The sequence below is a fragment of the Altibacter lentus genome (assembly GCF_000746845.1).
Taxonomy (GTDB): Bacteria; Bacteroidota; Bacteroidia; order Flavobacteriales; family Flavobacteriaceae; genus Altibacter; species Altibacter lentus.
Genome location: NZ_KN050846.1, coordinates 985,860 through 1,007,877, shown reverse-complemented (window position 1 = coordinate 1,007,877; position 22,018 = coordinate 985,860). Strand labels below are relative to the sequence as shown.

20 protein-coding genes are annotated in these 22,018 nt (G+C 42.7%); 16 read left to right on the top strand and 4 right to left on the bottom strand.

Translation table 11 applies throughout. The features are described from left to right. The first annotated feature begins 41 nt into the window (after window positions 1-41). The 9 genes from JS40_RS04825 to JS40_RS04785 all read left to right on the top strand — a co-directional run bounded on the left by JS40_RS04825 (window position 42) and on the right by JS40_RS04785 (window position 9,322). Window positions 42-1,337: an acetyl-CoA hydrolase/transferase family protein gene (locus JS40_RS04825; RefSeq protein ID WP_034258808.1), complete on the top strand. Its 1,296-nt coding sequence runs from the start codon at window positions 42-44 to the stop codon at window positions 1,335-1,337. A gap of 164 nt (window positions 1,338-1,501) precedes the next feature. Next, the gene (gene nrdG, locus JS40_RS04820) at window positions 1,502-1,960 is read left to right on the top strand and encodes an anaerobic ribonucleoside-triphosphate reductase activating protein (protein WP_034258806.1); all 459 of its coding nucleotides are present in this window, start codon (window positions 1,502-1,504) and stop codon (window positions 1,958-1,960) included. After that, window positions 1,957-3,825 (top strand): anaerobic ribonucleoside-triphosphate reductase, encoded by a 1,869-nt coding sequence (gene nrdD / locus JS40_RS04815; RefSeq protein WP_051957498.1) that lies wholly within the window; start codon window positions 1,957-1,959, stop codon window positions 3,823-3,825. The genes nrdG and nrdD overlap by 4 nt, the downstream gene beginning before the upstream one ends. Window positions 3,826-3,969: 144 nt before the next feature. After that, window positions 3,970-4,419: a c-type cytochrome gene (locus tag JS40_RS04810; RefSeq protein ID WP_034258804.1), complete on the top strand. Its 450-nt coding sequence runs from the start codon at window positions 3,970-3,972 to the stop codon at window positions 4,417-4,419. 12 nt (window positions 4,420-4,431) lie between these two features. Beyond that, window positions 4,432-5,772: a cbb3-type cytochrome c oxidase subunit I gene (locus tag JS40_RS04805; RefSeq protein ID WP_034258802.1), complete on the top strand. Its 1,341-nt coding sequence runs from the start codon at window positions 4,432-4,434 to the stop codon at window positions 5,770-5,772. A gap of 113 nt (window positions 5,773-5,885) precedes the next feature. Continuing rightward, a complete protein-coding gene (locus JS40_RS04800; RefSeq protein ID WP_084677437.1) occupies window positions 5,886-6,719 on the top strand; it encodes a CbbQ/NirQ/NorQ/GpvN family protein in 834 nt (277 codons plus the stop codon). Between the two features lie 11 nt (window positions 6,720-6,730). After that, window positions 6,731-8,500: a nitric oxide reductase activation protein NorD gene (locus tag JS40_RS04795; RefSeq protein ID WP_034258800.1), complete on the top strand. Its 1,770-nt coding sequence runs from the start codon at window positions 6,731-6,733 to the stop codon at window positions 8,498-8,500. Window positions 8,501-8,504: 4 nt separating this feature from the next. Beyond that, window positions 8,505-9,086 carry a cytochrome c oxidase subunit 3 gene (locus JS40_RS04790; protein ID WP_034258798.1) on the top strand — a complete coding sequence of 194 codons (582 nt, stop codon included), beginning with the start codon at window positions 8,505-8,507 and terminating at the stop codon, window positions 9,084-9,086. A gap of 2 nt (window positions 9,087-9,088) precedes the next feature. Further along, window positions 9,089-9,322, top strand: coding sequence for a cytochrome C oxidase subunit IV family protein (locus JS40_RS04785; protein WP_034258796.1), 234 nt, complete (start codon window positions 9,089-9,091; stop codon window positions 9,320-9,322). A gap of 8 nt (window positions 9,323-9,330) precedes the next feature. Here JS40_RS04785 and JS40_RS04780 read toward each other — a convergent pair whose 3' ends face one another. Continuing rightward, complete coding sequence (locus JS40_RS04780; RefSeq protein ID WP_034258794.1) at window positions 9,331-11,397, bottom strand: acetate--CoA ligase family protein; 2,067 nt, start codon at window positions 11,395-11,397, stop codon at window positions 9,331-9,333. Between the two features lie 173 nt (window positions 11,398-11,570). On the opposite strand from JS40_RS04780, the gene JS40_RS04775 reads away from it, so the two are divergent. Continuing rightward, window positions 11,571-12,002, top strand: coding sequence for a c-type cytochrome (locus JS40_RS04775; RefSeq protein ID WP_051957497.1), 432 nt, complete (start codon window positions 11,571-11,573; stop codon window positions 12,000-12,002). Next, on the top strand, window positions 11,992-13,326 hold the full coding sequence (locus JS40_RS04770) for a cbb3-type cytochrome c oxidase subunit I (RefSeq protein WP_034258792.1): 1,335 nt from the start codon (window positions 11,992-11,994) through the stop codon (window positions 13,324-13,326). The genes JS40_RS04775 and JS40_RS04770 overlap by 11 nt, the downstream gene beginning before the upstream one ends. On the opposite strand, the gene JS40_RS04765 is transcribed toward JS40_RS04770, so the two are convergent. After that, window positions 13,323-13,772 carry an RrF2 family transcriptional regulator gene (locus tag JS40_RS04765; protein WP_034258790.1) on the bottom strand — a complete coding sequence of 150 codons (450 nt, stop codon included), beginning with the start codon at window positions 13,770-13,772 and terminating at the stop codon, window positions 13,323-13,325. The two genes, JS40_RS04770 and JS40_RS04765, sit on opposite strands and share 4 nt — an antisense overlap. Before the next feature lie 171 nt (window positions 13,773-13,943). Between JS40_RS04765 and nadA the strand changes: the two genes are divergently transcribed. Genes nadA through JS40_RS04750 form a run of 3 tightly spaced genes read left to right on the top strand, consistent with a single transcriptional unit; the run spans window position 13,944 to window position 17,069 of the window. Then, window positions 13,944-14,876, top strand: coding sequence for a quinolinate synthase NadA (gene nadA, locus JS40_RS04760; RefSeq protein ID WP_034262092.1), 933 nt, complete (start codon window positions 13,944-13,946; stop codon window positions 14,874-14,876). A gap of 1 nt (window position 14,877) precedes the next feature. Next, the gene (gene nadB, locus JS40_RS04755; protein ID WP_034258788.1) at window positions 14,878-16,455 is read left to right on the top strand and encodes an L-aspartate oxidase; all 1,578 of its coding nucleotides are present in this window, start codon (window positions 14,878-14,880) and stop codon (window positions 16,453-16,455) included. Further along, window positions 16,452-17,069: a thioredoxin family protein gene (locus tag JS40_RS04750; RefSeq protein WP_034258786.1), complete on the top strand. Its 618-nt coding sequence runs from the start codon at window positions 16,452-16,454 to the stop codon at window positions 17,067-17,069. The genes nadB and JS40_RS04750 overlap by 4 nt, the downstream gene beginning before the upstream one ends. Here JS40_RS04750 and JS40_RS04745 read toward each other — a convergent pair. Both JS40_RS04745 and ric read right to left on the bottom strand, forming a co-directional pair. Beyond that, on the bottom strand, window positions 17,066-18,271 hold the full coding sequence (locus tag JS40_RS04745) for a hypothetical protein (protein WP_034258785.1): 1,206 nt from the start codon (window positions 18,269-18,271) through the stop codon (window positions 17,066-17,068). The genes JS40_RS04750 and JS40_RS04745 overlap by 4 nt on opposite strands. 72 nt (window positions 18,272-18,343) lie before the next feature. Continuing rightward, window positions 18,344-19,063, bottom strand: coding sequence for an iron-sulfur cluster repair di-iron protein (gene ric, locus JS40_RS04740; protein ID WP_034262089.1), 720 nt, complete (start codon window positions 19,061-19,063; stop codon window positions 18,344-18,346). A gap of 175 nt (window positions 19,064-19,238) precedes the next feature. Between ric and JS40_RS04735 the strand changes: the two genes are divergently transcribed. After that, a complete protein-coding gene (locus JS40_RS04735) occupies window positions 19,239-19,454 on the top strand; it encodes a YgaP family membrane protein (RefSeq protein WP_034258783.1) in 216 nt (71 codons plus the stop codon). An 89-nt stretch (window positions 19,455-19,543) separates the two neighbouring features. Then, the gene (locus tag JS40_RS04730; protein WP_034258782.1) at window positions 19,544-21,964 is read left to right on the top strand and encodes a heavy metal translocating P-type ATPase; all 2,421 of its coding nucleotides are present in this window, start codon (window positions 19,544-19,546) and stop codon (window positions 21,962-21,964) included. The last annotated feature ends 54 nt before the right edge of the window (window positions 21,965-22,018 follow it).

Here is a 22,018-nt window from a genome sequence, read left to right as displayed (position 1 = left end):
TGAAGCGCTGTAAAGGCCCACCTTTGCCGAAAATTACTTCTATGAATGCTACTGCCCATAACACTATTAACGTTGTATCTGCCGCCGATGCGGTCTCTCTTGTTAAATCCGGAGATCGCGTTTTCTTTCAAGGTGCCGCAATGACCCCCAATGTGTTGATCAACGCATTGTGCGACCGATATGAAGAACTTTCAGATATCGAGATCCTTCAGATCCACACACATGGTGATGCCAAATATACGCGCGAGCCTTATTGTAAAGCTTTCAACCTTCACAGTTGTTTTGTAGGAGAGAATGTACGAAAAGGTGTTGCGGCACATACGGGGGATTATATTCCGGTGTTCTTGAGCGAGATCCACTGGTTGTTCCGCAGGAATATCCTTCCGCTGGATGTTGCTTTTATTCAGGTTTCTCCTCCTGATAAGCATGGGTATTGTTCCTTAGGTGTTTCGGTAGATATTACATTGCCGGCCATTCAAACAGCAAAGAAGGTAGTAGCGCTAATCAATCCCCGTGTCCCCAGAACCCACGGAGACGGGATTATTCATGTGGACAAGATCGATTTTGGCGTGAAGATAGATGCCCCTATTCATTTATCACCCTTGGGGGAACCTTCAGAAATAGAAGCCACCATTGGAAAATATGTGGCAGGTTTAGTAGAAGACGGTGCAACATTACAAATGGGGATTGGTAATATACCCAATGCCGTACTAAGCAATCTTATGAATCATAAGCGTCTGGGGATCCACACCGAAATGTTCAGCGACGGATTATTGCCACTGGTAGAAAAGGGCATTATTACCGGAGAAGAGAAGGAGATCAAGACCGGCAAGATAGTAACCTGCTTTGCCATGGGAACCCAGAAACTGTACGATTTTGTGGACGATAATCCCATTGTGCATTTCAAGGAGGCCGGCTATACCAACGATACCGCCATTATTAGACAAAATCCTAAGGTAACGGCCATCAACAGCGCCATCGAGATCGATCTTACCGGGCAAGTTTGTGCAGACTCCATAGGGGCCTATCAGTATTCGGGCGTTGGAGGGCAGATGGACTTTATTAGAGGCGCATCTCTTTCCGAACGCGGAAAGCCTATTATTGCCATGCCCTCGGTGACCACCAAGGGGTTGTCCAAGATCACTCCCTTCTTAAAAGAAGGAGCCAGTGTTACTACAACACGTGCTCACGTCCATTATGTGGTTACCGAGTACGGCGTTGTGAATCTCTTTGGTAAAAGTTTGAAACAACGGGCTAAAGCCCTTATTTCTATCGCCCATCCAGACCATCGGGAAGCATTACTTCGAGAAGCTTACAATCGTTTCAGCATCTGCTAAACGCTTTCATACTGAAGAAGCTAAAAAAACTTTTTAATAAAGGGTTATCGATGATATCTTTCTATTGTTAATAACCCTTTTAATAACTCTAGTGAACACTATCTGATATTCGCCATAATCTTACTTAATTTTATAAAAGATAAAAAGGTCTTTTATACTTAATTATGTATTATCACGATTTTCAAGTTGTTCTGCAAGAAGTACCCGGCGAGATTAGTTTATGTTTCTCAATTTCCGGATGTCCCCTGCGCTGTGAGGGCTGTCATTCTCCTTACCTATGGAAGGAAAAGCAGGGAACACGTCTCACCTGTAGTCTTTTCCATCAAATCGTATACAGGTACAAGGGCTTTGCCGGCTGTGTTGTTTTTATGGGTGGGGAATGGCATCGAAAAAAGCTTATCAAGCTCCTTAAGATCGCCAAAAGTGAAGGCTATAAAACCTGTTTGTATACCGGGGAAGAAGAAGTAGCACCGGAAATAAGGACTCAATTAGATCTTCTTAAAACCGGTAGATGGGAAGCGGCCAGGGGAGGTTTGGACAGTGCAAATACAAATCAACGATTCACCGAAGTTAAAACTAATAGAAATCTCAACCATTTATTCACCAAAAACTCAATGATATGATACGACTCACAAATGCTCAGGTACACAAGAAGATTGATTTTATAGATCATTACATCTGTTCGTCCAATGCTGCCGATGGCTCTAAGGTAGACGCCAATGCCAATGTCACCTCCAAGAATATTGCCACTATGGAGGCAGAATTAAATAAGGACATCAATATTCAAGTAAACAGGGCACTGGTAGCTCGTAAAATTGCACAGCTCTTTGGAGCGTCTACAGCAAATGAATACCTGCGACAAATTGAAAGCCATGAAATTTATGTACACGACGAAACTTCTTTGAAACCGTACTGTGTAAGTATTAGCATGTATCCTTTTTTGCTTGACGGACTTACTAAACTGGGAGGGGAGAGCAGAGCCCCAAAGCACTTGGAAAGCTTTTGTGGTGAGTTTGTAAATCTGGTATTTGCGGTAAGTTCACAGTTTGCCGGAGCCTTGGCAACGGTGGAATTCCTTTTGTATTTTGATCATTTTGCTGTCAAGGATTACGGAAAAGAATACCTCACGACCCATGAAACCCTTATCGCAAATCACCTGCAACATGTGGTCTATGCGATTAATCAGCCGGCAGCGGCACGCGGATATCAATCGGTGTTTTGGAATATTTCCCTTTACGATGAGGCCTATTTTAATAGTATGTTCGGAGAATTCGTTTTTCCGGATTTGGTGAAACCGGAGTGGGAAAGCGTGAAGCGCTTACAAGCTTTTTTTATGAAGTGGTTTAATAGGGAACGCACCAAAGCGGTGCTCACTTTTCCGGTGGTAACTGCCGCTATGTTAGTGAATGAAGGAAAACCGGTAGATGCCGAGTTTACCGAGATGTGCGCCCAAGAGTTAAGCGAAGGTAATTCCTTTTTCATATACCAATCTGAGAATGCCGATAGTCTGGCTTCCTGTTGTAGGCTTCGGAATGAGATAAGTGACAATACATTTAGTTATTCGCTGGGAGCCGGAGGTGTTGCGACCGGCTCTATTAATGTGATCACTCTTAATATGAATCGGTTGGTGCAAAAAGGAGCGGATATTGTGGCAGAAGTTCAGAAAATACATAAGTATCAGGTTGCCTACCGAAAGCTTATTGAAGAATATGAAGTCGCAGGCTTATTACCCGTCTACGATGCGGGTTTTATTTCACTGGAGAAGCAATTTTTAACAGTAGGGATTAATGGCATGGTTGAAGCTGCAGAGAGTGTGGGAATTGCTGTAAAGAACGAACATACTTACAAGCAATTTGTAAATACATACCTCAAAGCCATTTATGATGAAAATAAGAGAGCCAAAGAAAAATACGGATATATGTTCAATACCGAATTCGTCCCTGCAGAGAATCTGGGAGTAAAAAATGCAAAATGGGATAGGGAAGACGGGTTGATGGTGCCTAGAGATTGCTACAATTCTTATTTCTATGTTGTGGAGGACGAGCAGACCAATTCACTCGACAAGATTCTATTACACGGAAAGGAAATCATCCAATATCTTGATGGCGGCTCGGCTCTGCATCTCAATTTGGAAGAAACCCCTAACAAAGAAGGTTTTATTAAGCTAATTCACGCAACAGCTGCAGCCGGGTGTAATTATTTTTGCTTTAACATTCGTATAACCATCTGCAATGAATGTGAACATATCGACAAGCGAACCCTTTTCGAATGTTCGCATTGCGGTTCTGCGAATGTGGATCATGCGACCCGTGTAATAGGTTATTTAAAACGGGTGTCCAGTTTCAGCTCTGGACGTCAAAAAGAACATCATTTGAGGCATTACCATAAACAGAAAAAAACACACACGGTAATGGAACACCGGGCAGCTCTTTTCAACACAAAACTTTCTCAGGAAAACCATTCTGTACGGCATCTTTTAAAAGGCTAAACTAGAGCAACTTTGACCAATATCTTTTCTCTTTTCTGAAATGATTTCCAGAAAATGATATTGGTCATATTTTAAAACAGAAAGAAAACCAAATATTTGTGTAAAAGATAAAAAGGTCTTTTTATAATTTTAAATTCGATTTTTATGCTATCCAAAAAACAAGCCCGAGCCTTTTTTCTCGGAGGGACATTAGTCACTTTTTTAGTGTTCATCGGACTCACCATTTTCTCTTTTAGTAAGGGACAAGATCAAACCAATTACGAAGCCATCACCGAACAGGTCGTTCGAGGAAAGCACATTTGGGAGACCAATAACTGTATGGGATGCCATACATTATTGGGCGAAGGTGCATATTATGCGCCTGAACTTACAAAGGTCATGGATCGCCGTGGCGAAGGTTACGTTAAAGCAGTGCTTACAACGCCTAATGCCTGGGCACCCAACGGTCGTAAAATGGTTGCATATGGTTTTTCAGAAGAAGAGGCCATGGATGTGATCGCCTTCTTTAACTGGATTGGAGAAATCGACTTAAACGGTTTCGATCGGGTCGTTTCACCTTTAGCGAAAGATGAACCATCAATAGAGAACAATTAAAAACCAACGAACATGAAATACAAATCACAGAAAGTAGCCTATTGGTTCTTTGCCTTATCAATGCTATTGCTCGTTCTTCAGCTTACCTACGGATTTATAATGGGTTTTGCGCGAATCGGGTTGGATGGCCTCCACGAATTTATTCCTTTTAACACTGCCAGAGCAGTACATACTAATTTATTGGTGGTGTGGTTACTCTCCGGCTTTATGGGAGCGGCATACTATATTATTCCCGAAGAGGCCCAACGGGAACTGGTAAATGTAAAACTGGCTTATGTACAGCTCATCTCCCTCGCGGTGGTGGGGGTTGCAGCTATTGTGGGTTATCATTTCAACTGGTGGGAAGGACGTAAATTCCTCGAGATTCCAAGACAACTGGATTTCCTAGTGGTCGCAAATGTCCTGTTGTTTCTGGCACTAATCCTTCTCACCCTTTTTAAAGGAAAAAGAAAGACCACCACAGCTCTGGTACTGTCTATGGGACTTCTTTTTGCTGCCTTGTTATATCTGCCGGGAATGCTTCCTTTCGACAGTCAGGTGACAGATTCTTTCTTCCGCTGGTGGGTCGTTCACTTATGGGTGGAAGGTGTTTGGGAATTAATTATGGGAGGTATTCTCTCTTTTCTCTTGATTAAACTTACAGGTGTCGATAGAGAGGTCATTGAAAAATGGTTGTACGTTATCGTTGGTCTTACCTTCCTGTCCGGGATACTTGGTACCGGTCACCACTATTACTACATAGGTGTAAATAAAATTTGGTTGATCGTAGGAGGTATATTCTCAGCTTTGGAACCGTTGGCATTTCTTGGAATGGCCTTGTTCGCGGTCAATATGTACCGCAAAGGGGAAAAGAAACACCCCAATAAAATAGCGTTGTTCTGGACACTGGGTTCTGCTATTGTATCTTTTGTAGGTGCCGGTTTGTTAGGATTTGCTCATACGCTGCCGCAAACCAATATCTACACCCACGGAACACTAGTTACCGCTATGCATGGCCACTTAGCCTTTTGGGGAGCCTACGCTATGATCGTTCTCGCAATTATAAGTTATTCCTTGCCAAACATGACCGGAAGGAAGTTTTATGACGGGGTGCGCGGCCGACTCGCTTTTTGGACAGCAAACATAGGAATGATCGGGATGACGGTCGCATTTGGAGTTGCCGGGGTAGCTCAAGTATATCTGGAACGTAAATTTAAAATGGATTTTATGGCTGTACAGAACGAGATTAGTATACACTTCGTGGTACTTATTCTTTGCGCCACCTTATTTGCTGTGGGCATCACAACCTATATTATCGATTTTGCCAAACATGGGCGCCCCACAGACGAAGCCTTGGAAAAAATAGAAACTTAAACACTTTTGGCTAATTCAACGAAAAAGGTCTGAAGCAGGTTCCGCTCATACCTAAACCTTGACTCCTTTCAATGTAGAAGCTGTTCTCGGGCCTTTTTTAAACAATCAACAACATGACAAATATCGCTTCAATCAACGGAAAAAAAGTAGATCTCGAAACAGAGGCACGAACAATTACCCAACCTTTTTACAAGGCCGTGGATCGTGAGATAGAAGTTTTTCAGCACGCCTATAAGAATAAGTTACCTTTACTCCTTAAAGGTCCAACCGGTACGGGTAAAACACGCTTTGTAGAATTTATGGCTCATGAACTCCATCGGCCAGTGATCACCATTTCGTGTCATGAAGAAACCTCTTCTACCGACCTTATTGGGCGTTATATCATTAAAGGTGCCGAAACCGTCTGGATCGATGGCCCATTGACGCGAGCCGTTAAGGAAGGAGCCATTCTTTATATGGATGAGATCGCCGAAGCCCGACCCGATGTGATCGTGGCCATCCATTCGCTTACCGACCACCGCAAGGAACTTCATATCGATAAATTAGGACTCACAATCGCAGCACATCCTGAGTTTATGCTGGTGGCTTCCTTTAACCCGGGGTACCAAAAAGGGTTTAAAGAGTTAAAACCTTCCACAAGACAACGCTTTATAGCACTCTCCTTTTGTTATCCCAGTGAACGAAACGAGGCAGAGATCGTAACTCAAGAAACAGGAGTGGAACGGGAAATTGCTAAAAAACTGGTCCATATTGCCAATAAGATTAGAAACCTAACAGAACTGGGGCTTACTGAGACCGTCTCTACAAGACTCCTTGTAGATGCAGCCATGTTGATCGTTACGGGATTGCCCAAAAGAATCTCGGTAAAAGTTGCCATAGTAGAACCGCTCACTGATGATGTCGAGATCACTTCGGCTCTTACCGATTTGTGTGATCTAATGATCTAACTGCCGCTGTTATGTTCGAACCCGATGAATTCCTTTTTTCGAAAGTAGCCAATTTCCTTAAGAACCGGAAGAAGATTGCCCGGGAGGCAAATCTACATGCCGTAGAGCTCATGCTAATCAAACCAAGGCTTACCCTCATTGCGAGGGCCGTATCCGGTGCAGCCATAGAAATCTATCCTGCAGAATATGAGGGAGGATACAAGAATAGTAATTTTTTCCTGCCGACGCGGTTTGATAGGTTCCCTTTGGAAGCAGAAAATACAGCTTTCTACCTATATCGTGTACTCTATCTTGCTATACAGAAGAGTCTGAACTTCAATTTTGTTACGGGCCAAGAACACACTCTGGAAGAGGCCCGCGAGAATGCCTTGGAAACTTCCGAAATGGTCCTGGCAGAACTTTTTCATCAATATCCCATGGTGGAACCCATCCATGACAGGCTAAAAGCATTGTTTATAAAAGATGCTTCGGAAAAAGGACAACCGGATACTTCCTTCCTTTACGGGAAATGGATGCACAACGATCCTGAAGCAATTGCAAAAAAAACACTTCAGCATATTTCAGAAAAAGTGAAAAGCGCCATTGAGGAGGAGATACATACCATTCTTAAGGCGAATGCCGTGGAAGAGATCGTCTCTCTCGAAATTGACAAGAAAGCGCAAGAAGATTATGTGTTGACCCATAACTTTGAAAAAGTGGAAACCGCCGAAGAGTGGGAAGGGGGTTGGCGCGATTTTGACGGAGATGACGAATTGGACGACCACGCCAACGCATTGGAAGATCTGCAAATGAAACAGACCGTTAGGGTGGATGATCCCACGCATTCGATCTATCAAGCCGATTTTATTGAGAATACGACAATTTCAGAAAGTGCTTCGGTAGCTTCGAAAGCTTTTCATCTGCTTTACGACGAGTGGAATTACGCCAAACGCATATATAAGCCCGATTTTTGTAAGGTCTATCCAAAAATTCAGCAGGAGACGGATAGTGCTTATTATAAGCGAACGATCCAAGAGAATGCTTCTACTTTAATGGGACTTCGGAAAATGCTAACTTCTGTTAATAATAAATACCGCCAACAGCGACGACAGACCGATGGCGAAGAATTCGATCTGGACGCAATCACAGACCTTTTTGTGGATGTTCATTCCCGGCGCACGCCTTCAGAAAAAATTTACTTGTCAAAACGGAAGAAGGAAAAGGATTTGTCCATTTTAATTTTACTGGACAGCAGCCTTTCCAGTGACGGGTATGCCGCCGGGAATAAAGTGATAGATGTGGAGAAACAGGTTTCCATCATCTTTGGAGAGATTTTGGAAGAGTTCAACGTCGATTTCTCTATCCATTGTTTTTACTCCAAAACCCGAAATTACAGCACGTATCTAACCATAAAAGGATTTGATGAAGACTGGAACAAGGCTAAGCACCGTATTGGTGCGGCAGAACCCTGCGGTTATACTCGAATTGGCGCCGCATTGCGACACTCCGGAGCTTTATTGGATCAGCGAGACTCTAAGAACAAATGGGTGATCTTGATCTCTGACGGAAAACCAAATGATTACGATAAGTACGAAGGAACATACGGGATACAGGATGTGAAACAAGCACTTCGGGAATTGAATCAGCGGGAAATACATTCCTACGCCCTTGCGATTGAGGCACAGGCGAAATACTATCTTCCCCAGATGTTCGGCCAAAACCATTATCAGATCCTCACTACACCTGTAGAACTTCTTCAGTCTTTAGTGAAACTGTACGATAAGATAAAACACCAAAGTTAGTATCATGGGATTTGCAAAAATTGATTATAAAAACCTTTATTATCCGCCGGGGGGTATTTTACTTTGGATTGTTATCTATTTAGAACTGATCACTTTTGGAATCGCCCTGGTATTTATGGCTTTAGATGCACAGGAAAACCCTCAGTTATTTCATGATTCAAGACTATTGCTCAATCGAACCTATGGGATGATCAATACAGTTTTCTTGCTCAGCAGTGGTTGGTGTATGGCCCAATCGGTTCAATTATTTAAAAAACAGGAATATCAAAAAAGCCGAAAATTTTTATTGATTACCATTTTGGGAGGATTGCTTTTTTTGGGGTTAAAAAGTATCGAATATTATGATAAGGCAGCAGTTGGATTAGGGATAGACTATAATACTTTCTTCTCTTATTATTGGATGTTAACTCTATTTCATGTAGTGCATGTGCTTGTGGGACTGGTAATCTTAGGCAGTTTGTATTTAGGACTTCGTGATAACCCCTACGGGACAAAAACGGAAGACATTGAAGCCGGCGGGGCCTTTTGGCACTTGTGCGACCTTATCTGGTTGCTGCTCTTTCCCGTTCTCTATTTACTTTATTAGCTATGGAAAAGACACTCAACATAACTTGGCTATTGCTCTTATTTCTTACTATTACCTCTCTTATCTTCTCTAATCCGGAGTTGCAACAAACGGCTTCTATCCTCATGGGGCTGGCGATTCTAAAGATCATTGGAGTAGCTTTTTATTTTATGGAACTTCGACGCGCTCATCTGTTCTGGAAACTTCTCCTTATTTTCTTTTTACTGTTGCTTTGTGCGGTTTTACTTCTTTTGTAAATAAAATTCTAGGGAATCGACCTGTCAATCTTCACACGAACATCTACCGCTAAAAGGGTGGTGTTTGTACCAATAAGCGGGTTGATATCCATCTCGGTGATCTCGGGGGCGATTTGTACCAGGCCGGCGATTCGCTTAATGATGTCAATGAACACGGTCTCATCAATCCCTTCAGTACTGCGCACCCCCAGCAGCAATTTGTAGCCCCGCAGGGAACGGAGCATTGCTTTCGCTTCTCTTTCTGAAATGGGAGCCAAGCCGGCAGCGAAATCATTGAGGATTTCTATAAAGATTCCGCCAAGACCACAAAGAATGGTGTGAGGAAAATAAGGTTCTTTTGAAACTCCCACGAACAATTCCAACCCTGTTAGTTGCGGCTGAACCATCACAGCAGTAGCTGCTTCAATTCGCATCAATTGATCGAACGCTTCCGAAGCCTCCTCTAAAGAAGTAATATTGAGAAGCACCCCTTTTGCATCCGTTTTATGCAGTGGACCAACGACCTTCATTACCACCGGGAAATCCAGTTTTTTTACTTCGGAAAGAAGGACATCTTTTTGGTTTTCCACAAGCATTGTTATTTGAGGAATTTTTGCCGCATACATGAGTGCTTCGGTGTCTTTGATATTTAAATACCCGTCTTTGTTTCTGTCGATGATTGCTCGTATGCTTTCAGAATCCATGGCAGGAAGTCTTACTTCTTCCGAAGCAGGTTGCGGAGTTTTATATACTTGTGTGAGTGCTTTCCCCAAAACCACTTCATCGGGAAAATTAATATGCCCCTGAGCGATAAAGGATTGAATTTCCTTTTGGGCATTGATCACCGAAGGCAATACCGGAAATATGGGTTTTTTACAAAGGTCCAGCTTTACGCGAAGCACATTGTAAACATGTTCCACATCGAACAGCCCCGGACTGCCAAATACTACCACCATCGCATCAATGTGATCGAATTTATGCTCACAATAATCGATGATGATGCCTAACTGTTCGGCCGTCCCCGTAGCCAGAAAATCGATAGGATTGGCCACAGAAGAACCGGGGTGCAGATAGGTCTTTAATTTCTCGGCATCGGGGCCCTGGATAGGAGGAATGTTCAATCCTCCGTTGGCTAAGGCATCGGCCAGCATCACAGCCGAGCCCCCGGCATGGGTTATTATCGCAATGTTCTTTCCCTGCAGTGGTTTGTATTTGAAGATGGAAGCCACACTCAACAACTCTTCCCGACTGCTGCAATATACAATTCCCGCTTTTCGAAAAAGAGCTCGAACCGTCATGTCGCTACTAGCCAGGGCTCCTGTATGTGATGTTGCTGCCCGACTTCCTTCGGCTGTACTTCCGGCTTTAATAGCAGCTATTTTCACACCCTTTTTTCGCAACGAAGTTGCGTGTTTCTGAAGTTTTGCAGGATCTTTTATTGTCTCCAGATAGAGCAGTTTTACCGGCGCATCTCGGGAGGGATCAAAATGGAGGTCCATATACTCCAAAATATCCTCGGTGCTTGTCTGGGCGCCGTTTCCAACCGAGAATACATTGGCGAAAGTGACTCCTAACGCCATCCCGGCTTCAATGATAAATACTGCGGTCGCCCCAGATCCCGAGATAAGATCACACCCTCCTGGGTCGAAAGTGGGAATTGGAGACGTGAAAACTCCTTTATAGTTTTGCGTGATCACCCCTATACAATTGGGACCTATCAAACAGCCGTTCACGCTGTTCACCACATCGGTAATTTGTTTTTCTAAAGCTGCCCCTGCGGGATCTGCTTCTCCAAAACCAGCCGAGATGATAATAAAGGCTCTGGTCCTTTTTTGTTGGGCAAGAATCGTGACAACTTCCAGGCAATAAGGAGCAGGAATGGCCAAGATCGCAAGATCGGTCTCGGGTAAAGATTTTACCGAAGCATGGGTGGCAATACCCTGTACCTTTTCTTCTTTCAGGTTTACCACAAAAAGGTCGCCTTTAAACCCTCCATCGAGTATATTCTTCAGCATTTTGCCGCCCGGTTTTTTTACATCATTGGAGGCTCCAACTACTACAATACTTTGTGGGGACAGTATTTCTTTATTCAGCATAGGTTCAGAAAATAAACTTATAAAATTAGGAAACAGAAATGAGCTTCAGAATGATTAAAATCATATCTCTGTTATAGAATTAATTTTTTTTAAAATGAGAACAAGACTGATAAATGTCATATTTGAAGGAAACGTTTTTGGGTATTTTTAACAACTTATTATACCTAACTAAAATGTCAAAAATTACAAAAAGGTACATTTTTGTGATCGCAATTTTACTTGCACTCTTTTCAGTTTACAATTACTTTATTTACACTTCCGAAGCATACACGGCCACAGCGGCTCTTTCGCCACAGGCGGTAAAAGGACAGGAGTTGTGGCAGGAAAACAATTGCTGGTCCTGCCATCAACTATACGGTTTGGGCGGTTATTTGGGACCCGATCTCACCAACGTGTATTCTCACCCCGACAAAGGTCCTGTTTATATCAATGCCTTTTTGAACAGTGGTGTGAAAAGTATGCCGAAATTTCAGTTTTCAGAGAATGAGAAGGCCGCTATTATTGAGTATTTGCGTATGGTTGATGAAACTGGTTATTATCCCAACTTTGACGCCAGCATCGAAAACAGCGGTTGGGTTACCTTAAAATACAAAAATGGCAGATAAGCGTTCTCTGTACTTTCTTATTTTTGCCTTAAGTGCTCTTTTGGCGGGGATCATTTTCGGACTTACGGCTTCGCTTCAGTACGTCTACCCCGAACTTTTAAAAGAATATACTCCCTTTACCAAATTACGGCCTTTTCATGTTACTTCAGTTATCTCATGGATCGTATTGGCAGCCACAGGAAGTATTTATTTCTTCCTTACGCAGGTAGAAAATCTAAAGCTGTTCACCCCGCGTTTACTGGGAGTTCACTTTTTTCTTTTTTTACTCACGGGAATAGGGATCTACATTTCCTACGCCCTTGGATATATGGAAGGAAGGGAATATTTCGCCTTTGCGCCTGTTTTTGTCATCCCTGTTCTTATAGGGTGGGTTCTCTTCGGAATTAATTATTTTGGGACACTTCGGAAAAAAGTACGCAACTGGCCCGTCTACTATTGGATGTGGGGAACAGGAATCGTTTTTATGGTTTATCATATTTCTGAAGCACATCTTTGGCTTTTTGACTATTTCAAAATACATTTTGTAAAAGACATGTCCGTGCAGTGGAAATCCTATGGTTCTTTTACGGGCTCCTGGAACATGTTGGTCTATGGTATCTCAATCTTTGTGATGTCCAAAATTAAAAAGGACAGCCAGCTGGCCACTAGTAAGATCGCCTTTTTTTTCTACTTTTTAGGGCTAACAAATCTTATGTTCGGGTGGGCGCATCATACCTATTTTTTGCCTACACAACCCTGGATCCGGTATGTCGCCTACGCAGTTAGTATGACAGAGTGGGTGGTCTTGGGATCCATAATCTACAATTGGAGACGATCACTTCCTAAGGTGGACCGCATGAACCACCCTATGGCTACACGCTTTATGATGTCTGCAGATATATGGATCTTTCTAAATTTAATACTGGCCTTGCTTTTTTCCATACCGGCGATCAATTTTTTTACACACGGCACCCATGTTACAGTAGCCCACTCAATGGGCACAACTATAGGGATCAATACCACTATTTTGCTTTCTGCTCTTATGTTTATTATAGGAAAAGCAAATGCAGCTTTTACGACCCAACAATGGCTTATTAAAAGAGGACTGCAGCTTTTCAATGTGTCGCTTTTTCTTTTTTGGTGTGCCTTGCTTATGGCAGGAATCAAGAAAAGTTATTGGATGTACGGTATCCGGCAGGGCATTTTTTCTGAAATGCAGGACGGTCTCACAATGGTATATGGGGCGATAAGTTTCTTCGGGTTGATACTGGTCATTTCTTTATGTATGATCGTAATACCCTTATGTAAAGGGTTTGTTCAAACAGTTCGTTTGGGACGGACTTAAAGTATCTCAGTTTGTTTTAAGGTGAGATAGGTTCCTTTTTCCAAGGATTCTGCTGCAAATTCTGCAATGGTTTTATCACGAAAATTTGTAAGGATCTTTTCTTTAAAAGGGGCTACCATGGCGTGTGCAGGGCAGGGGTTTCGATCATTACATTCTGAAAGCCCTAAAAAACACTGATTGAACTTATCGGTACCGTCAATGCAGGTGATCACGTCCCAAAGCGACTTTTTTCGATTCTTCTCGTCCAGATAAAATCCGCCGTTGGGCCCTTTTGTTGAAGATACCAATCCGTTGTTGGTAAGCTGCTGTAATAATTTAGCTAAGAACGAAGGTGGTGTTTCCAGTTCTTCAGCGATCACCTTGACATTTATCTTTTTTGTTTCTGAAGTATGAGTTGCCAGATATAAGATCGACCGGATGGCATATTTTGAAGCGTTTGAAAGCATTAAAGGGGTAATTTTATTCAGGCTAAGATACATAAAAAGAGATAAAGGTCTTTTTTGTTCCTGAAATTATCGTAAGCGCTTTACGATTAGCAGTTTTAAAGGACACAACAATGATTTTAATCATATTTATTGAAAGGCAATCTGTTTAGTTTTGCGAGAAAAGTAACTCCCTTGAAAGAAAACTTAACTGAAGCCATTGCGAAACTTAAAAAAGAAAAGAACGCAGTTATTTTGGCACATTACTATCAGGAGCCGGACATTCAGGAAATAGCCGATTATGTAGGAGATAGTTTGGGACTGTCCCAAAAAGCGGCAGAGACCAATGCAGATATCATTGTTTTTGCCGGCGTTCATTTCATGGCAGAGACGGCCAAGATCTTAAATCCTGCTAAAAGAGTAGTCCTGCCCGATCTTAATGCGGGGTGTTCTTTGGCCGATTCGTGTCCGCCGGAAGCCTTTGCGCAACTTATCAAAGAGCATCCACAGCACGTAGTCATTACCTACATCAATTGTTCCGCAGAGATCAAGGCCATGAGCGACCTGGTATGTACTTCTTCCAATGCGTTGCAAATAGTAAATTCTATTCCAAAAGAAGTTCCCATTCTCTTTGCACCCGATAAGAACTTGGGAAAATATATTCAGAAAAAAACAGGGAGAGCGCTGTTATTGTGGGACGGTGCCTGTATCGTCCACGAAGCATTTTCCATAGAAAAACTTTTGGCACTTTACAGTGAATACCCGGGCAGTAAGATCATTGCTCACCCCGAATCGGAGGCGCATATACTGGATGTTGCCACTTATATTGGTTCTACTGCAGGGATGATCGACTATGTTAGGTCTTATCCTTCGGAGACATTCATTGTCGCCACCGAAGCGGGCATCTTGCACAAAATGCAACAAGAAGTGCCCAATACTACTCTTATCCCTGCTCCGGCAGAGGAAGACAACAGTTGTGCCTGTAGTGAATGCGCCTTTATGAAGCTCAATACACTTCAGAAACTATACAATTGCCTTCTATATGAAACACCTCAGATCGAAGTTTCAGAAAGCATTCGGCAACGTGCGCTAATGCCTATTGAACGTATGTTGGAATTATCAAAGTAATATGACAGAGACACAGTATCTTATTATAGGATCGGGCGTAGCGGGTTTATCCCTGGCGATCAAACTGGCCGGTGAATTTCCCGAACGAACAGTCACTATTGTGACCAAATCCCACGTGTCGGAGTCCAATACCAAATATGCACAAGGCGGTGTAGCTGCTGTATTTAATGCTGAAGTAGATTCCTTTAAGGAACATATTCATGATACGCTTGTGGCAGGAGATGGGTTGTGTGATACTGCTGTGGTAGCACGTGTAATTGAAGAAGGACCGAAGCGCTTGCGGGAACTCATGGACTGGGGTGTTCGATTCGACACAGATCCACAGGGAAATTTTGCCTTGGGAAAAGAAGGCGGGCATTCAGCATCACGTGTATTGCACCATAAAGATACGACCGGATCTGAGATTGAGCGCGCTTTGTTGGATCGCGTCCGGCGATTTGAAAACATTCGAATATTAGCCCATCATTTTGCGATCGACCTTATTACCCATGCTCCGTTGCCGGGAAGTCAAAGGGATACCACTCAATGTTATGGGGCCTATGTGCTCGATGAGAAGACCGGCGAGATCATAACCGTTAAAGCAAACAGCGTTACGCTGGCAACAGGAGGCGTTGGGAAGGTCTATGGGCATACTACCAATCCTGCTGTTGCAACGGGAGACGGAATCGCAATGGCATACAGGGCAAAAGCCTGTATTCGGGATATGGAATTTATACAATTTCACCCCACCGCTTTGTACGAGGGCCACGACGGAGCATCCTTTCTTATTTCGGAGGCAGTCCGGGGTTTTGGGGCGTATTTGCGAAATTCCAAAGGAGAGCGTTTTATGCGTTATTACGACGACAGGGAAGAACTGGCATCCCGGGATATTGTAGCACGGGCGATCGATTCTGAAATAAAAGCTTCAAAAGTACCCTATGTCTATCTGGATTGTACACATCTCGATATTGAGGCCTTCAGGCATGAGTTTCCCAATATTTACAAGGCCTGCGGGCATAAGCAGATAGCTATTTGGAAAGATTGGATCCCGGTGGTTCCGGCGGCACATTATGTGTGTGGCGGGATTGTGGTTGATCGCTGGGGGAGAACCTCGGTTAGGAATCTTTTTGCCTGCGGTGAAAACTCCCGAACAGGATTACACGGCGCCAACCGACTGGCCTCTAATTCCTTATTGGAAGCTGTGGTTTATGCTCATCGAATTTACAGTTATCATTGTAAGCATACTATCGAACCTTCGACTGTGGCACTACCCGGATTCCAAATGGAAAAAGGCCCGCTTCTGAAGGGGAAACTGCTTCAGAAGACCACAGAGAAATTACAGCAGCTTATGCGAACACAGGTAGGAATAGTACGAAGTACTTCCCAGCTGGAAAAAGCCAAAGAAGACCTTGCTCAAATCCATGAAATTACCGAAACGCTCTACAGAGACCATTCGTTGCATACTGCATTGTGTGAATTGCGTAATATGGTGACCGTCGCGCACTTGATCATCACACATTCTTTGGAACGTACTGTAAACAAAGGAGGTTACTTCAATATTGACTATTCAGAATCAAATAAAACAAAAAAACACGTATGAAAAAACTTATAAAAGATTCCGTAATGGCAGCCATGACCTATGCTGAATATATGTTGCTGTTCAAGCAATTGGTGCAAAACGGGCAAACCACAGGAGAACTGACAAAAGAGAAGATAGATTTTACAAAACTTAATTACAGCCGAAGCAAAAGACTGGATAAAACTCTTTTCCTAACAGAGATCCAGGCCAAACGACTTAAAGATAGTTCCCAACCGCAAACCTGGTTGGTCCTTTCCGAACCTTGGTGCGGAGATGCAGCGCAAACTCTTCCCTTACTCAACAAAATTGCAGAAGCGGTGCCTGCTATTCAATTAAAAATCGTTCTAAGAGATGAACACCCCCAATTAATGGACGCCTTTCTTACAGCGGGTGCACGGTCCATTCCAAAGCTTTTAATCTTGGATGAAGAATTTGAAGTGACGAGAAGCTGGGGCCCGCGTTCTCAGGCAGCCACGCAATTGGTTTCAGACTATAAAGCAGCCCACGGAGCTTTGGATGCAGCGTTTAAAGAGACGCTTCAAATGTGGTATAATAAGGATCGCGGACAAGCCATCATCAAAGAACTCATGGAGATTGTGGAACAGGAAAACCCTAAAGAAGTTAAAATAGATTAGGTTGCTTTCTTGGTAAATTGTTTAAGGAACAAGATAGCGATAGCAATAAGAAGGAGCAGGCTGGCTGCCGAAAGTAATGAATGATAACTGCTGAATAATCGCCCGTTCGTCCACACCAGAACTCCTTTATAGAACATAAGCATTTCAGTAAGTAAAAATCCGATAAGATAAAGTATATAGGTGAAACCTGATAAACGGAGTAATTGGAATTGTTTTAGAAAAGCAAGAATAGCAATGCTAACCACTCCTAAAAAAACCCAGTGGATATAACTTATTAGGAGATCAATGTTGGATGAGATACGCTGTGCGAAAAGCGGAAAGGCTCCCAAACACTGGGCGGCAAGTTTTACCGTTAGGAACACTCCCGAAGTCGCCAGCAGGAAGAGAACTGCTGGTGAAAGAGAATGCTTCAGAAGCGCACGTTCCTTAAAAAGTCTCAAGAACAACATTCCGAAGGCTGTTAATTGAAAAACACCTCCCAGCACCGCCAATAGGTAAAAAACAGGATGCGGATTCATCCACAATACCGATAAAAAGAAGGTAAGGAGTACCCCGGCATTCAGCAGAAAAAAGAATTTACTGAAGGCTTTGCGGGAAAACGTAAAATGATACCGTTCCAGGATCACGAAGAATATTCCGCAAATGGCGACAATAAACCATCCGTTATACTGAAAGTGAAGAAAAAAATAGATCGCATTGCGATACCAGGGAGAACTGCTTCCCAAGGTGGTCATAATGGCCCCTAAAGCCCATGGGCCAATGCTGGAAATAATCAAATACCAAAGCGATATACGGATCAACTTAAAAGAAGGTAATTGTTTTTTAGAAGCCGGAACGTTTTTCAGAAAAAAATAACAAAACCAATAGGAAGCCAGTAGGAAAAGTGTGGAAAACAAGATGGAGAAGAAGGCATATCCTGTAAAAGGAAAGGATACCATCATTCCCACAATGGTAAGCTGTGTGACCCAAAAAATAACCCGATACTTTTTTTCAATTGGTTCCTTTTGAAGAAAACAATAATATAAAAGCGTAGTGAGGGCCGTATACACCCAGCCCAGCAACGCGACATGAGAATGAGTGTGTACAATGAACCGATAGGTCACAGGGACATCCACCACTTGGTACAAGCGCAAAACAACACCCAGCAGCGCAATGATCAAAAAATAGCCAAGGGCGATCTGTATGTGTGTTTTTAAGTGCATTTCGAGCTTCACCTACAAAAATAAAAAAGGAAGCGTAATGCCGCTCCCTTTTTTATGTACAGGACATTGTTCTTATTTTAATTGCTTTTCCAATTGAAGTGCTTTGGGATGAAGTATATTGTTCTCCAAATGAATGTGCTTGTGCAGATCCTGCTCAAATTCATCCAGTTTATCGTATAAAGCCTTAAAGGTGTTGCAAGCCTCTTGTGGCGGAGTATATTGATTGGTGAGTCTCGCGATCTCTTTAAAGCGATCCCCAACCTCTTCATGCTCGTGTTCCATCATACGAATAGGATTATCTACCGAACCAAAGTTACGTTCGGGTACCGAAGTTCCCTCTTTTTCGGCTCTTACCATCTGTTTGATAAACGGGAAGAGGATCAATTCTTCTTTTTTCATGTGCGCAGAAAGTTCAGAAGCGATCTCGCGAACCAGACGGTCGATTTCGATCACCTCACTGTAATGATGTCCGTGTACCTTGGATACTTTGGAGGCGTACATTAGCAAGAGCGGAAGATTTTCTTCCACATACTCATGATGGATGTTCACAATGTAATCGATCAAAAATGGAAGCTTCCAAGTATTGTAATCGTTCGAATCTTCTACCGAAGAACTAATTTGCAGGAGATCGTTCGCTAAGGTCTCATAAGCGACACCGTTCTTTTCGCATACTTTTTCAATGGTCACACCTCCGCCACAGCAGAAGTCGATATTGTATTTTTTAAATACATGAGAGGCTTTGATGTTTTCGGTAACGATCTGGGCTACGGTTTTATCTTTTGTAATTGTCATAGTAGTTGTTTTTACACAGCAAAAATCGAAAGGAATTTCAGGGTAAAAAATGATATTTCTCATAAAAAGATAAAATTATCTTTTTTTAAAAGTATGGCTTTTTGTTATGACATTTGTCATAGGTCTATTTTGTTGTGTGACTGATCTTTACAATAGATTATTAAATGTTTTTGATATGAAAAAAAATATGGGCGGCACAGACCGCATGCTTCGCATTGTAATTGCACTGGGAATCTTGGCACTTTACTACTTCAGAATTATTGAAGGGACGCTGGGGATCGTACTTTTGGTACTTGCCTCAATTTTTGTGATAACCAGTTTCGTGAGCTTTTGTCCCTTGTACGCTCCTTTTGGGATCAGTACCTGTAAAAGGAGATCTCAAAAAGAATAAAGGGTTCGGTTGATAGCTGACATAAATCATTTTTTAAAAAACTCATAATCCTAACCTTTGCCAAAGGTATAATGAGCAAATTTTAATCTATGGCTATATGCTTCCATTGTGGGGATACTTGTGTTGACGCGGTCATTCCCTACAACGAAAAGACATTTTGTTGTCATGGTTGTAAAACCGTTTTTGAGATTCTTAGCGAGAACGATCTGGGTTATTATTACGATCTCGAGAAGACTCCGGGAACGACTCCCGGTGAAGTTTCTGGTAAATTCGATTTCTTGGACAACACTGCAATTGTCGATAAGCTTCTGGAATTCAACGACACGAGTACTCAAATAGTTTCTTTCGTTATACCTTCCATTCATTGCAGTTCTTGTATTTGGATACTGGAAAACCTTCAAAAATTACATCCGGCAGTAACGACCTCTCAAGTTAATTTCCCGGAAAAGACCGTTCGAGTCACATTTCAATCTGAAAAAGCTTCTTTAAAAGAGATTGTCTTGTTAGTGTGTCGTATTGGCTATGAACCCAATATCTCGCTGGAAGATTCGAATAAGAAGAAAAAAAGATACAACCGAAGCCTTATCTATAAGTTAGGGGTTGCAGGGTTTGCATTTGGAAACGTGATGTTCCTTTCATTCCCCGAATATTTTGACCTGGGAAGGGGAGAAGAAGAGTTTTGGCTGGAGCAGTTCAAACATGTTTTTCGCTGGTTAATGTTTACCTTCTCACTGCCGGTGGTTTTCTACTCCGGGCGCGACTATTTTACCGCAGCGTTTAGAGGAATGCGTTCGGGTTTTTTAAATATTGACATTCCTATTGCAATTGGGATCGCAGCACTATTCATTAGAAGTACAATGGATATTGTCTTCGACTGGGGTTCGGGCTTTTTCGACAGCCTCACCGGACTGGTCTTCTTTTTGTTGTTGGGAAAATTCTTTCAGCAAAAAACCTATGCCTTCCTTTCTTTTGAACGTGACTACAAGTCTTATTTCCCCATAGCCGTAACTCGTTTGCACAGGGACGATCGGGGAATTATTTCCGAAGAACAAACAGAGGTCTACGAAGTTAAAAAGGGCGATCGCCTGCTTATTCGAAATAACGAATTATTGCCGGTAGATGCCATTCTTATCAAGGGAACTGCTTTGATTGATTACAGTTTTGTAACAGGCGAAGCCGAACCGCTAACCAAGGGAAGCGGAGATAAGCTTTTTGCCGGAGGAAAACAAATGGCGGGTGTGCTGGAAGTTGAGGTGCTAAGACCTGTAGAGCAAAGTTACTTAACCCAATTGTGGAGTAACGAAGTGTTTCAAAAGGAGCGACCCAATCTGTTTCAATCCCTTACAGACAGTATTAGCAGGAGATTTACAGTAGCGGTCCTGTCTATCGCTTTTGTATCGACCCTTTTTTGGTTATTATACGATCCGTCTCAGGCGTTCAACGTATTCACGGCCGTATTGATCGTTGCATGTCCCTGCGCCATTGCGCTGGCTTCTCCATTTACCTTGGGAAATTTACTGCGAATCTTCGGAAAGTATAAATTCTACCTAAAGGAAGCTTCAGTGATCGAGCAGATCGCAAAAGTGGATACTGTGGTGTTCGATAAGACCGGAACTCTTACCACACATAAAAAAAGTTTGATCACGTATGAAGGGATCGCACTTACTTCGGAAGAAGAAACCTTGTTAACCAATACACTGCGTGCGTCCAATCATCCGCTAAGTCGGGCTTTGTACGATATGCTGAAGGATAACGGCATACAAACCTTAGACGAGTTTGAGGAAGAGACAGGTCTGGGAATGTCTTCGCGTGCTAATGACCTTCGTATGAAGGTTGGGTCGTCTAGTTTCGTGGGCAGCGGTAACAAAACCGAAGCAACCCTGTCGGCACAGGGTGCGGCAAGAACTAAAGTACATGTGAGCAGCAATGAAGAGTACAAAGGATGCTATGTTTTTCATAACGAATATAGAGAAGGGGTCGCTCAGGTTTTCGAAGACCTGCATAAGGACAAGGAGCTTATCGTATTATCGGGGGATAACGAAGGTGAACGAGAGCGGCTGCAGGGGTTGCTCCCATACGGTACCCGATTGCTATTCAACCAAAAACCTAATGACAAGTTAGAATTTATTCGTTCGTTACAAGAACAAGGGAGGACGGTAATGATGGTAGGGGACGGGCTCAACGATGCAGGAGCATTAAAGCAGAGCAACGTAGGGATCGCTATTTCTGAAAACATAAACGTTTTCTCCCCGGCCTGTGACGGTATCTTGGATGCTTCCCGTTTTTCAGATATCACCCGGTTTTTTTCTATCTCAAAGAAAGGGATCAAGATCATAAAATGGAGTTTTCTATTGTCTTTGCTATACAATATTGTAGGTGTTTCGTTTGCTGTTACAGGAAATTTACTACCAGTGATCGCAGCTATTTTAATGCCGTTGAGCTCCATAACCATTGTAGTATTTACCACCCTGGCAACACAATATGTAAGCACTCACTTAAAACGATTTTAAATAAGGTATAACTGACCGATGTCATATTTTAGGGAACCCTACGGTACTAATTTT